Genomic DNA, 12,410 nt, shown 5'->3' on the forward strand with positions numbered 1-12,410 from the left:
GATTCACCGTTCAAGCCGGGCGCATGTCTCGCTATGCTTTCATTCGGGCTCCCGCCTGAGTAACCCGCCGCACAGGACGCGATATGCTGTCTCCCCGCCGAAAGGCCGCGCTCATCTGCCTGGCGATCTTTTTCGTTCTGGCCGCTCTCGCCGTGTACGCCAGCCCGGTGTCCAGCACCGCGCTTGAGGCGCGGCTCCAGACCCACGCCGAAGAAGCGCTTTATCGAATACGCGCCGATGAATGGGCCGAGGTCCGCCTTGACGGCCAGGTCGCCTATCTTGGTGGTCGTGCGCCCGGCGTCGAAGCCCGCCAGGCCGCGCTTGCGGCGCTGACCCGCGCCGACTGGGCCGGCGGCGTGGTCGCCGGAGGGATCACGCGCGTCGTGGACGAAACCACGCTTGCCAACGCGGAGGAGGAATTCTCGCTTCGCGCCGAGCGGACGGGCGCGCGCCTCACCCTGTCGGGATTCGCGCCCGACGCCGACGCCGCCGCCCGGATCAACGCCCTGGCCGAGCGCCTGTTCGGGGGTCAGGTGGAGAGTGATCTGCGGATCTTTCCCGGCGGCGCTCCCCTGGGCTGGGAGTCCGCCGTGCGCCTTCTGCTGCAAGAGCTGGCGCGTCTCGACGCCGGGGTGGGCCTGATTGAAAGCGAACGGGTCGCGCTGGCCGGGCTCGCCGCCAACGCCCAGACCGAGGACATGGTGCGCGCAGCGTTTCAGACGGCGGTCGGCGAGTTTCGCACAGCCGCACTGATCCGGCGCGATGGCGGGGCCTATGAGGGCGCCGTGGATGATGAAGTTCTGTGTACGATGCTGGTGCGCGCCGCGCTGGCTGGACGGCCGATCAGCTTTTCACCGGGACTGGACGCGCTCACCGCGCCGGCCAGCACCGCCCTTCGCCGGGCCGGTGAGGCCTTCGCCGCATGCAGCGCGGACCCGCTTCAGGTGCGGGTTCGCGAGGACGAAGGCGGCTCCGATCTGGCGCAGATGCGCGCCGCAGCCATTGTCGCCGCCATGGCCCAGGCCGGTGTCGACCCGTCGCGCTTCGCCACCTCCGTTGCGCCGCCCGACGCCGCGCGCGCCGTGTCGTTTGAAGTGGCCGCCGTCGAGCCGATCCGCGCCGACGCCGCGGCTAGCGCAGCTGGCGAAGACGGAACCGGGGACGGAACCGGCGAAGGAACCGAAGCCGGCTCCGGCGCGGTTTCCGAACAGACCGACACCAACCAAGGATAAGATGATGCTCTGGCTGACCTGGCACATGTGGATTTTGCTTCTTCTCGCCTTCGCCGGCGGGGTGATCACCGGCTGGGTGGTGCGCTCGCGTTCCGACGTGCCGGAGCGGCCCCGTCTGAGCGCTGGAGAGTCCACGCCAAAGCCGGGAGCGGAGCCCGCAGGAACCGCCGGCGCGGCGGCGGCCTCAACGCCGGCGCCGGACGAAGCGTCCGGCCCTGCGAGCGAAGCAGGCTCGCCGGGCACGGCTGCGTTGGATGACGGCGGGGACGATGCCCCTTCGAAGGCCGCGAAGGCCTCCCCGGCTCCGGACGCCAGGAGCGCCATGGCCATGACCGCACCCATGCAGGCGCCGGGCGCCGACGCCGGTCCGGTGACCGACGGCCCGCAAGGCGAAACCAGCGCGGGTCCCGGCGCGCCGGATCCCGATCCAGGCGATGACCTCACCCAGATCAAGGGGCTTGGCCCGAAGGCCGCCGAGAAGCTCAACGCCGCCGGCGTAACCAGGGTGAGCGAGATCGCCGGATGGTCCAGCGAAGATGTCGAGCGCTACGACATGCTGATCAACGGGCGCGGCCGGATCGAGCGTGATGACTGGGTGGGCCAGGCCAGGAAGATGGCCGGATAGCCTCTTTTCTCGGCTATGGCCCCGCCACCGTCGTGCGGTGAAGCAGCCGGGCGTGGCCGTCATAGCCGCCGGTGGCCATGTGCTGGGTGCAGCGATTGTCCCACATGAGGAGCATGTCCGGCTCCCAGCGGTGGCGGTATAGGTTCGTTTCGGCGTGGCAGGCTTCGTAAAGCTCGATCAGGAGCATGAAGGCCTCCTCATCCGACATCCCTTCGATGGTGCGTACATAGCCTGGATTGACGAAGAGCGCCTTGCGCCCGGTTTCCGGGTGCGTGATGACGACGGGGTGGGTTTTCTTCGCATGGGCGCGCGGGTCGGCGCGGATGCTCATGGACCGGTCCGGCCCGTCGGTCGCGCCGTACACCCCGTCCGGCGCATAGGCGAGGCCGGCTGAGTGCACAGCCTCCAGATCCTCGATTCGCGCCCTGGTCTCGTCGCTGAGCGCCTCATAGGCCTTGTACATGTTGCAGAACAGGGTGTCGCCGCCCACCGGCGGGATCACCTTGGAATGCAGGATCGTGGCCGCCGGCGGGGTGTCCTGGAAGCTCCAGTCTGAATGCCAGGCGGCGGCGAATACGCTCGCTTTCTCGTCCGCTGCGCGCTTGACCTCGATGATGTGCGGGCGATCGGGCAGGGGGGCGATGAAGGGATCGTCGCCGAACCTGCCGAAATAGAAGGTGAACCGTTCCAGCGCGTCATGGTCCATGGGCTGGCTGGGAAAGGCGAGCACCAGATGCTCCAGCCAGGCTGCGCGGATCGCCGCTACGCTCGCATCGTCCAGCGGCGCGGATAGATCCACGCCCGTAACCTGAGCGCCCAGGGCCGCGCCGCTGGGCGTCACCTTGATGTCGGCCATGATGTCCTCCCGGTTCTTGTTTTTCTGCATGAAGGGTCGAGCGTTCCAGGCGGGCGCGTCAAGCCGGATTGCGCGAGAGCGATTTTGATCGATTCTGATCGGCCAAAATCGCTCTAGATCTCTGATTTGCGGCCTTTTCGAACCGCGAAACCGGTACCCACTTTTGCTGAAAAGTCTCTAGGGTGCGCTCATGCTTGTCTTACCGCTGCTCCTTTCCGCCCTGATGGTGGCGCTTACCGTCATCGTCCAGATCGCCGGGCTCGCCGTGCTTATCTGGATCATGCGCTGGCGTGCGCCACGCATCGCCAGCCTCACTTATGTTCTGCAACAGGCCGGGGTGATCCTGATCGTGGTGCTGGGCCTGTTCGCCACCCATGCGGTGCAGATCTGGCTCTATGCGGCGGTCTATATCGCGCTAGGGGAGTTTCAGACCTTCGAGGCGGCGCTGTATTTCTCCACTTCCAGCTTCACCACGGTGGGCTACGGCGAGTTGGTGATCGAGAGCCGCTGGCGAATCCTGGCCGCAATTCAAAGCGCCAACGGCTTCCTGCTTCTGGGCTGGTCTACGGTTTTCCTGATTTCGGTGCTGTCGCGGCTTCGCAGCGTGGAGATGGACTGGCTGGAAGGGCGTTTCGAGCCGGATCTGTTCAAACGCGGCCGGTCTGATGATGGATGACGGCGGCCTCGCTCTTGGCTAAGGTTAACGCGGGTTAACCGCGCCGGGTCGCCGGCGGAGGGCCTTGGGGGAGGCTTTGACTATGACTTCGCCGATCTTCACGCCACTGATCGTGGCGGCGGTCGTCTTCGTCGTGAGCTTTATCGCGGCGCTGGCGGTCAATATCGCTCTGTCGCGCCGGCGGCGTGCGCGCACCCGTACAGCGCTGGCGGATGCGGCTGACGCAGCCGCGCTGCGCCTGCGCGAGTTGGAGGGCGAGTTGTCGGCGCTGCGGGCGTTCGCGGCCTCCAGCGATGGCGACGCGATCCAGCCGGTGATGGAGCGTTTTGAAGCCATCGCCGCATCGCCGCGCCTGTCTTCGCTAACCCTGTCTTCGTTGAGCGCGTCCGATAAGGCCGGCGCGCCCAAACACCTCGCCTCCCAGCTGGAGCGTTTGCGGGTCATGCTCAGCGCCGACCCGGTTTCGGTGACCCATGGGCGCATGGCAGAGCATTTCGCGCCGGATCTGGAGCGGGCCCGGCGCGAGGACGCAAGTCTGGTCTTTGACCCGCAGTCGCGGCGCGCCTTCGACGCCAATCTGGCGCGTCTCACGCAGGTCGTCTCCGGTCTGGCCGGCGAGGCCGAGGCGCTGCGGCGCGATCTGCCGGCGCCCGGCCGGCGCTGACCCCGCCATGGGCCGAGGCGATGATGGTCGTTGCGGCGTCAAGGGATCGCTCGCCTCGATCACCGGCCCGGCTTGCCGGGCGGCGCGCACGCGCGCTAAACCCTTGGATACCGATTTGAACCTGTCATTCCCGGGGGCTCGCCGCGCCGATGTTCAAGAAAATCCTTATCGCCAATCGCGGCGAGATCGCCGTCCGGGTGATCAAGACCTGTCAGCGTCTCGGCATCCCCACCGTGGTGGTCTATTCTGAGGCCGACGCGGACACGATGGCGGTGGAGATGGCCGACGAAAAGGTCTTCATCGGCCCGCCGGCGCCGGGCGAGTCTTACCTCGCCATGGACAAGATCCTTCAGGCCATCAAGGACACAGGCGCGGACGCGGTCCACCCAGGCTTCGGCTTCCTTTCAGAAAACGCGAATTTTCCCAAGGCGCTGGCGAAGATCGGCGTCGCCTGGATCGGGCCGAACCCCCACGCCATCTCCGCCATGGGCGACAAGCTGGAGAGCAAGAAGCTCGCCGCGGCGGCGGGCGTCAGCACGGTTCCCGGCTTCAAGGGCGAGATCGAGGACGACCAGCAGGCCGTCGAGGTGGCGGGCGATATCGGCTATCCGGTGATGATCAAGGCGTCGGCGGGCGGCGGCGGCAAGGGCATGCGCATCGCGCGCTCCGAAGGCGAGGTGCGCGAGGGCTACAAGGCGGCGCGCAACGAGGCGAAGTCCAGCTTCGGAGACGACCGTATCCTGATCGAGAAATTCGTCGAGCGCCCCCGCCATATCGAGATTCAGGTGCTGGGCGACAAGCACGGCAATGTCGTCCACCTCAATGAGCGCGAATGCTCGGTGCAGCGCCGAAACCAGAAGGTTCTGGAAGAGGCGCCGTCACCCTTCCTGGACGCCCGGACCCGCAAGAAAATGGGGGATCAGGCGGTCGCGCTCGCCAAGGCGGTGGACTATGACAGCGCCGGGACCGTGGAATTCATCGTCGATCCGGAGAAGAATTTCTTCTTTCTGGAGATGAACACCAGGCTTCAGGTGGAGCACCCGGTCACCGAGCTGACCCATGATATCGACCTGGTAGAGCAGATGATCCGCGTCGCCGCCGGCGAGACGCTGGACGTGACCCAGGCCGAGTTGAAGCCCAAGGGCTGGGCGGTGGAGGCCCGGCTTTACGCCGAAGACCCGTATCGCGGCTTCCTGCCCTCCATCGGACGTCTGAAACGCTATAGCGAGCCGCCTGAAGGCCCCATGGGGCCGGGCTCGCTACGCATTGATTCCGGGGTGCGCGAGGGCGACGAGATCTCCATGTATTACGACCCGATGATCGCCAAGGTCATCGGCTATGGCGACACGCGCGAGAAGGCGATCGACGCGCTGGCGGAGAGCCTCGACCGGCTCCATGTGGAGGGTCTGCAATCGAACAAGCCCTTCCTCTCGGCGGTGCTGGAAGAGCCCGATTTCCGCGCCGGCCGGATCCACACCGGCTATATCGACGAGCACTTCCCTGAAGGCTTTTTCGGCACGCTGGCCAAGGAAAGCCAGCTGCGCTGGATGACCGCCGCGGCGGCCTATGTGCACGCCGTCTTCACCGAGCGCGCCGGCCGCATCACCGGGCGTCTCAGCCCGCCGCCGGCGCCGGGCGGAACCCATGAATTCGTGGTGATTCTCGACAAGCAGAACTTTCCGGTTCAAATCCGCCTGGACGGGGAGGGCGCCGAGCTTTGGATGCCGGCGCTGGGCAGCGAACATGTGCGCCTCTCCACAGGCTGGAAGCCGGGCGAGCATCTGTTTGAAGCCCGTCTGGGCGAGGACGTTTTCGCCCTGTCCATCGCCGACCGCACCGAAGGCTATGTGCTGCGCCATCGCGGTTTCGCCGCCACGGTTCTGGTGTGCACGCCGCGCGCCGCAGAGCTGCACGCGCGCCTGCCGGAGAAAGAAAAGCCCGACACCGCCAGGCTTGTGACCAGCCCCATGCCCGGCCTCGTCGTCTCGGTCGCTGTGGAGCCCGGCCAGGAGGTGAAGGCGGGCGAGGCGCTCATGGTCGTGGAGGCCATGAAGATGGAGAACGTGCTGCGCGCCGAGATGGACGGGGTGATCAAGACGATCAGCTGCCGGCCCGGCGCCAGCGTCGCAGCCGACGAGCTTCTGATCGAGTTTGAGTAGCTCTACGTGACCAAGCCTTCATTTGACACAAGGGCCCGGCGCACGGGATTTTGAAGTCGCAACATCAGCGCAGGAGGACGCACGCCATGGACTGGGGCAAGACGCTGTTCGACCCGAACGGACGGATCGGCCAGAAGCCGTTCTGGATCGGCGTGCTGATCATGATCGGCGGAAATCTTCTGGTGAATGTCCTGCCGATCATCGGCTTCATCCTCTGGTTCGCCCTGGTGTGGATGGGGATTTGCATTTACGGCAAGCGCCTGCACGATGCGGGCAAGACCGCCTGGCTTCACGCCATCCCCTGGTCGCTGAGCATCCTCTTGACGATCATCGCCGCCGTGATGCTGGGCGCCGGCCTGTTTCAGCTGATCCTGGACGGCATGAACAACACCGATCCGAGCCCTGAAAGCATCATGAGTTTCCTGGCGGCCAGCGGCGGGGCGTTGTTCATGCTGGCGCTCGGAACGCTGGTCTGGCTCGGCTACACGCTCTGGGTCGGTTTGCTGAAGCCGGATCCCGGCGCGAACACCTACGGGCCTGCGCCCCTGATTGAAGGACAGGTCAGCGAGGCGCGCACCGCGTCCACAGGTGACGCGCCGAACGGCGGATATTAGACTCGAAGACCAGATCGGATTCGACACTGGAGGCTGGGAGGCCCTTTCATGAGCATTGTGCACGCGCTTTTCGTTCCCAAAGGAACCATCACCAAGTCCGGTTTCGCCGTCGCTGCGGTGATCCTGATCGCCGTCAGCCTCGTCAGCGACGCGATTGAAATGGCCTTACCGGCGCTGGGGCCGGTGCTGTTCTTCCTCGGGCTGGTCCTGGCTTATTGCTGGGTCGCGGCCTGGATCAAGCGCTTCCATGCGGCGGGAAGCTCAGGCTGGTGGACCGCCCTGGTGGTTTTACTCTGGATCATCGCGCAGGGCGTGGCCGGGTTCCTCGTTTTGATGGGCTCCGGGCTCGATCCAAGCATTTTCGCTGGCGGTGACCAGCAGGCGATTCAGGCGGCGATGGAGCCGGTCACCGAGGCGGCGATGGTCCCGATTCTGATTGTCTCCACGCTCATCTCGGCGGCGTTCGCCTTTGGGCTCAACGCGGTGCTGCCGGCGGGCCGGGGTGCGTCGGGCGACACTGAGCCCGCGGACGGCGTTTGATCGCCGCCGCTTGCAGCCGTGTCATCTCAAGGGTGGGCGTCAACGATGGTGCGACGCTCAGGGGCGAGCGCCACTACTCCGGTCGGCTTCTCCGGCCAAAACAATCAGGGGGCTGATTAATGTCGCTAGACACCGCGGAACGCATGCTTATCGAGCAGCGCGTCACCAATGACGCCAAGAATATAGTGGTCGCCTATCTGCTCTTGATTTTTCTGGGATTGTTCGGCGCCCATCGATTTTATCTTGGCCGTATCGGCACGGCGATCGTCCAGCTAATTCTGACCATAACCTTCTTTGGCATCATCATTTCAGGGATCTGGGTGTTTGTTGATCTCTTTCTTGTTCCCGGCATGGTGAATCAAGACAAGGAGAAGCTGCGCCAGCGCCTGACTATGGAGGCGCTTTCAATGGGCGCGGGGCGTTCCACTGAACGCTCCGAACGGCAGGAGCGGCCCGCCGACGCAGGTCAGGCGACCAATGGGGGTGACGCGGCCGCTCGCCAGGGCGATTAAGGCGGCTTCACCGCAGAGCAGGCGACTTGAAGCGACGCGCGCGCCGTTCCATACCGGCGCGCGCGTCTGTATTTTCTGGCAGGAGTCCTAGCCCGTTCATGGCCGAGTTCGATTTCCGCAGGGCGTATCAGCCGGGCCGCCGCTCTGATGCGCGCACGTTCCAGATCGCCCTGGCGCTTGTAGCGCTGGGCGATGCGGTGCGCCTGACGGTCCTTGGCGGCTTGGTGTTCCCGGCCTGGCTTGCTGTACTGCTTCTGCTGGCGTTCGCTCTGGCGAACCGGCTGCGCGATGCGGGGCGGCCGATCCTGATGCTGGCGCTCCCCGTCGGCATGGCCGTCGTCGCCAAGTCGGTTGTGGCGCTGATCGCCATCACGGCGGCGCTTTATCCTGATTTCCTGCAATTTCTCGCCGATCAGGGCGTGAACGTGAACGACGCCGCGGCGATGCAGGCGGCGGCCTATGATCCGGTGACGCAGGAGGCCTATCAGGCGCGCCTGCAAGGCTCTCCAGAGTTGCTCGCCCGGATCGCCGGCGCCGGCGACTGGCCGTCCACCTGGGCGTTCTGGGGCGTGATCGCGGCGTTCGCAGCTGTCTGGTCACGCTGGCCGAGCCGGCCTTACAGCGTCTCCGGCGGCCGCAAAGACTAGCCAGACAACACGTTGAGGCGCTGACGGCTAGACTGGCGGGTCGGCCGCCTCGGTCGCGCCGAAGATCGCTTCAAAGCTGGTCTTCAGGGCGTCGTCGGCGTCGTCCATGGTCACCGGCAGGCCCAGATCCACAAGGCTCGTCACCCCGTAGCGCGGATCGGAGATTCCGCACGGCGTGATGCCGCCAAAGTGCGACAGGTCCGGCTCCACGTTCAGCGCGATCCCGTGAAAGCTCACCCAGCGGCGCAGGCGTATGCCGATGGCGGCGATCTTGTCTTCGCGTTCCGGACCGCCAGGCTGGGTGCGGTCCACCCACACGCCCACCCGCCCGCAGCGCCGCTCGCCGTCCACGTTGAAGCGATCCAGCGCGTCGATGATCCACTGCTCCAGATCGCGCACGAATTTGCGGGCGTCGCGGCCCCGGCGCGTCAGGTCCAGCATGACATAGGCCACGCGCTGGCCCGGCCCGTGATAGGTATACTCGCCGCCGCGTCCGGTCTTGAACACGGGAAACCGCTCCGGTTCGCGCAGGTCGCTCTCCTTCGCGCTCGTGCCGGCGGTGTAGAGCGGATCATGCTCGAGAAGCCAGACCAGCTCTCCGGCCTCTCCCTTTGCAATGGCCTCGGCGCGCGCCTCCATGGCGGCGACGGCGGCTTCATAGGGCACGCGCGCGGGGCTGACGGCCCAGCCGGCGGGGGGAAGAGGGTTCGACATGGTGAGCAGTCTCTTAACGGGTCGGAAACCGGCGCGGACCATCGTTGAGCAGGTCCGCGAAGGCAAGACTTCGCTCCAGATAGGGCAGGATATCCAGTTTCGCCATGAGTCAGCTCGGGTCCGTTCAGGTTGAAATCAGTGTTTTGCTCGGCCGCTCAACGATGCCGATCCACCAATTCCTGCGCATGGGCCGCGGCGCGGTGATCCCGCTGGACGCCGCAGAGCATGACGAGGTGTGGATCCTGGCCAATAATCATCCCATCGCGCGCGGTGAAATCGTCATCCAGGGCGACCGGGTCGCCGTGGCGATCACCACCGCCGCCGACGTGCATGAATATTTTGCTGCTTAAACCGGGGCGGCCAGGCGCAGATCAGGGCTTCACAAACCCCCAAGGACTTGGTACCAGCCTGCCTCCTCTTTCGCGGCCGTGGCGGAATTGGTAGACGCGCAGCGTTGAGGTCGCTGTGGGGTAAAACCCGTGGAAGTTCAAGTCTTCTCGGCCGCACCATCCTCGTGATGCTTCAGACCCGCCCGCGCGCGACGCCGGGCGGGTTTTTTGCGCTTCGGCCCCGGGCCATGATCGCCGGAGGCCCTGACGGGCCGTCTCGCTTTCGCAGCGCAGCGCGTCTATCCTCGCATCGCGTCAATCAGCACTGTTTAGGGGGCATGCCCATGGCCGATCCCGCCGAGCTCATCGAAGACCCCGCCGAGCGCTCCGACGACCCGGGCGCCCATCACCGGCTGGTCCAGGAGCTCTCCGGCGCGGCCTCGGACCAGGACGCCTCCTATGCGCGCGAATTGCTGCTGGAGCTGCACCCGGCCGATATCGCCGACCTGATCGAGCAGCTCGCCTGGGAGCAGCAGGACCAGCTTGCGCGTCTGGCGCCGGACCTGTTCACCGGCGACGTGCTCGCCGAGCTGGCGGTGGATACGCGCAGCGACGTGGTGGACGCGCTGGACCCGGTGCATATCGCCGAAGCGCTCGCCGATCTTGATTCCGACGACATGACGCTGGTGGTCGAGGAGCTCGACGACGAAAAGCGCGCTGCGGTTCTTGCTGCGGTGTCGGCCGAAGACCGGCAGTATCTGGAACGCTCGCTGGCTTTCGAGGAGGAGACCGCCGGGCGCCTGATGCAGCGCGAGTTCGTTGCGGCGCCGCAATTCTGGACGGTGGGCGATACGATCGACCATATGCGCATGGCCGGCGAGGATCTGCCCGACCTGTTCTTTGAGGTTTTCGTCATCGATGAAGGCTTCAAGCCCATCGGGGCGGTGCCGGTGAGCAAGCTGATGCGCAGCCAGCGCGCGGTGCCGCTTTCAGAGATCATGGATCCCACCAAGATCATCATCCGCCCCGAGGACGACCAGGAGGACGCCGCCTATCTGTTCGAGAAATACCATCTGATCTCCGCGCCGGTGGTCGATGATGACGGCCGCCTGGCCGGGATGCTGACGGTGGATGACATCGTCGACGTCATCCAGGAGGAGAACAAGGAAGACATGCTCGCGCTCGCCGGCGTGAACGACGCCGGTCAGTCCGACACGGTGTACAGCAGCGTGAAGGCGCGCGCGCCCTGGCTGCTGGTCAATCTGGGCACGGCCGTCTTCGCCTCGGCGGTGATCGCCCTGTTCGACGAGGCGATCACCCAGCTTGTGGCGCTGGCGGTTCTGATGCCCATCGTCGCCTCCATGGGCGGAAACGCCGGGACCCAGTCGCTGGCTGTCGCGGTACGCTCCATCGCTTCGCGCGATCTGACCATGTCCAATTCCATGCGCGTGATCTGGCGCGAACTGGCCGCCGGGGCGGTGAACGGCGTGATCTTCGCCATCGTGATGGGCGTCGTCGCCGGCCTCTGGTTCCAGGACTGGGCGTTGGGCGGCGTGATTGCGATCTCCATGGTGATCACACTGGCCTGCGCGGGCCTCGCCGGAATTTTGGTGCCGCTGGGGCTTCGGCGCATGGGCGCCGACCCGGCGGTGGCCAGCGCGGTGTTCGTGACGACGGTGACCGACGTGGTGGGGTTCTTCGTGTTTCTCGGGCTCGGCGCCCTTGTTCTGCTTTAATCGGAGTGCTCCCTTTCCCAAATCGGACACCAGGGCGAAGAAGAGGTGATGGCGCCATGAAGGCGATGACGGCGATCCTTTCCGGGATACTTTTTGCGGCGGCGGCGCAGGCCATGGCGCAGGACGCGGCGGCCCCAGTTGCGAATTCCGCTCCGGCGGCGTCCGGCTTCACCCTGTCGGGGCCCTGGCGCACCGGGCCTGATCTGGCCCATGCCCGCTCCGGTCTGTCGGCGGCGGTTCTGGACGGAAAGATCTATGCGGCCGGCGGCGCCGGTCTGACCGCCCCGCGCGATGATTTTGAGGTCTATGACCCCGATACGGGCCGCTGGAGCCCGCGCGAACCCCTGCCGGTGGGGCTGGAGCGTTTCGCCATGGCCACGTTCGACGGCCGGGTCTGGGTCGCCGGCGGTTATTCCGACGAGGGCGGGCCGGAGCCTGCCGCTCAGGTCTGGAGTTTTGACGAAGCCGAAAACAAATGGAGCCCCGAGCCTGCGCTGCCCGGTCCTAAAGCCGCGTTCTCCATGGTCGTGGCCGGCGGCAAGCTGTACGCTCTCGGCGGTGAGGACGGTGCGCCGGGCATGTTCGTGTTCGACCGCGATTCGGCCGTCTGGTCGGCGCTTCCCGCGCCGCTGCACACCAATCGCCGCGGCGCCGCCGCGGTTGAGGCGGACGGCGAGATCTGGCTGATCGGCGGCGCCGCCGACGGGGAGGCGAGCGCGCTGGTGGATGTCTACGATCCTCAAGCCGGGACATGGCGCGCCGGTCCGGCGCTGCCGCAGCCGCGTGCGGGGCATGCGGCGGCCGCGATTGACGGCGTCGTGCACGTGTTCGGCGGGCGCAGCGCCGACATGCGGCGCACGCTGGACGACCATCTGGAGCTTGTAAACGGGGCCTGGCGCGACGGCGTGGCCATGCCGGCGGCGCGCACCGAAGCTGCGGCGGCGACGCTGGACGGCGAGATCTGGCTCATCGGCGGCGGCGCGGGCGCAGGCTTTTTCGCGCCCTTCACGGCCGTTGAATCGGTGGACGTGATCCGCCCCGCGCCCTGACGGCCCTGCGCTTGCATCGCGCCGGCTGTGCTTGAAACCGGCCGTTCTGAAACGGGA

At 66.3% G+C, this 12,410-nt stretch carries 14 protein-coding genes and 1 tRNA gene; 13 read left to right on the plus strand and 2 right to left on the minus strand.

Annotated elements, in window-relative coordinates:
* The first annotated feature begins 83 nt into the window (after positions 1-83).
* Together ACWCOP_RS06335 and ACWCOP_RS06340 are read left to right on the plus strand one after the other, a co-directional pair.
* On the plus strand, positions 84-1,232 hold the full coding sequence (locus ACWCOP_RS06335; protein ID WP_478250382.1) for a hypothetical protein: 1,149 nt from the start codon (positions 84-86) through the stop codon (positions 1,230-1,232).
* A gap of 1 nt (position 1,233) precedes the next feature.
* Positions 1,234-1,857: a hypothetical protein gene (locus tag ACWCOP_RS06340; protein ID WP_478250383.1), complete on the plus strand. Its 624-nt coding sequence runs from the start codon at positions 1,234-1,236 to the stop codon at positions 1,855-1,857.
* Positions 1,858-1,870: 13 nt separating this feature from the next.
* On the opposite strand, the gene ACWCOP_RS06345 is transcribed toward ACWCOP_RS06340, so the two are convergent.
* Positions 1,871-2,713 carry a TauD/TfdA dioxygenase family protein gene (locus tag ACWCOP_RS06345; RefSeq protein ID WP_478250384.1) on the minus strand — a complete coding sequence of 281 codons (843 nt, stop codon included), beginning with the start codon at positions 2,711-2,713 and terminating at the stop codon, positions 1,871-1,873.
* A 190-nt stretch (positions 2,714-2,903) separates the two neighbouring features.
* Between ACWCOP_RS06345 and ACWCOP_RS06350 the strand changes: the two genes are divergently transcribed.
* The 7 genes from ACWCOP_RS06350 to ACWCOP_RS06380 all read left to right on the plus strand — a co-directional run bounded on the left by ACWCOP_RS06350 (position 2,904) and on the right by ACWCOP_RS06380 (position 8,525).
* A complete protein-coding gene (locus ACWCOP_RS06350; RefSeq protein ID WP_478250385.1) occupies positions 2,904-3,389 on the plus strand; it encodes an ion channel in 486 nt (161 codons plus the stop codon).
* Positions 3,390-3,471: 82 nt separating this feature from the next.
* The gene (locus ACWCOP_RS06355; RefSeq protein WP_478250386.1) at positions 3,472-4,053 is read left to right on the plus strand and encodes a hypothetical protein; all 582 of its coding nucleotides are present in this window, start codon (positions 3,472-3,474) and stop codon (positions 4,051-4,053) included.
* Positions 4,054-4,202: 149 nt separating this feature from the next.
* The gene (locus tag ACWCOP_RS06360) at positions 4,203-6,212 is read left to right on the plus strand and encodes an acetyl-CoA carboxylase biotin carboxylase subunit (protein WP_478250387.1); all 2,010 of its coding nucleotides are present in this window, start codon (positions 4,203-4,205) and stop codon (positions 6,210-6,212) included.
* 86 nt (positions 6,213-6,298) lie between these two features.
* Positions 6,299-6,826 (plus strand): DUF805 domain-containing protein, encoded by a 528-nt coding sequence (locus ACWCOP_RS06365; protein WP_478250388.1) that lies wholly within the window; start codon positions 6,299-6,301, stop codon positions 6,824-6,826.
* A 48-nt stretch (positions 6,827-6,874) separates the two neighbouring features.
* Positions 6,875-7,366, plus strand: a complete 492-nt coding sequence (locus ACWCOP_RS06370) for a DUF805 domain-containing protein (RefSeq protein ID WP_478250389.1) — start codon at positions 6,875-6,877, stop codon at positions 7,364-7,366.
* Positions 7,367-7,485: 119 nt separating this feature from the next.
* On the plus strand, positions 7,486-7,878 hold the full coding sequence (locus ACWCOP_RS06375; protein WP_478250390.1) for a TM2 domain-containing protein: 393 nt from the start codon (positions 7,486-7,488) through the stop codon (positions 7,876-7,878).
* Between the two features lie 98 nt (positions 7,879-7,976).
* Positions 7,977-8,525 (plus strand): hypothetical protein, encoded by a 549-nt coding sequence (locus ACWCOP_RS06380; protein ID WP_478250391.1) that lies wholly within the window; start codon positions 7,977-7,979, stop codon positions 8,523-8,525.
* 27 nt (positions 8,526-8,552) lie between these two features.
* Here the strand turns inward: ACWCOP_RS06380 and lipB are convergent, their stop codons facing one another.
* Positions 8,553-9,239, minus strand: a complete 687-nt coding sequence (gene lipB / locus ACWCOP_RS06385; RefSeq protein WP_478250392.1) for a lipoyl(octanoyl) transferase LipB — start codon at positions 9,237-9,239, stop codon at positions 8,553-8,555.
* Between the two features lie 104 nt (positions 9,240-9,343).
* Here lipB and ACWCOP_RS06390 point away from each other — a divergent pair, with 104 nt between their 5' ends.
* The 4 genes from ACWCOP_RS06390 (at position 9,344) to ACWCOP_RS06405 (ending at position 12,353) form a co-directional block, all read left to right on the plus strand.
* On the plus strand, positions 9,344-9,589 hold the full coding sequence (locus ACWCOP_RS06390) for a FliM/FliN family flagellar motor switch protein (RefSeq protein ID WP_478250393.1): 246 nt from the start codon (positions 9,344-9,346) through the stop codon (positions 9,587-9,589).
* Positions 9,590-9,661: 72 nt separating this feature from the next.
* Positions 9,662-9,748 (plus strand) — tRNA-Leu (locus tag ACWCOP_RS06395).
* Positions 9,749-9,912: 164 nt separating this feature from the next.
* Positions 9,913-11,304 carry a magnesium transporter gene (gene mgtE, locus ACWCOP_RS06400; protein ID WP_478250394.1) on the plus strand — a complete coding sequence of 464 codons (1,392 nt, stop codon included), beginning with the start codon at positions 9,913-9,915 and terminating at the stop codon, positions 11,302-11,304.
* Between the two features lie 56 nt (positions 11,305-11,360).
* Positions 11,361-12,353, plus strand: coding sequence for a Kelch repeat-containing protein (locus ACWCOP_RS06405; RefSeq protein WP_478250395.1), 993 nt, complete (start codon positions 11,361-11,363; stop codon positions 12,351-12,353).
* Positions 12,354-12,410: the final 57 nt, after the last annotated feature.

Source organism: Apolloniradiicaulis salifontis, assembly GCF_053756655.1.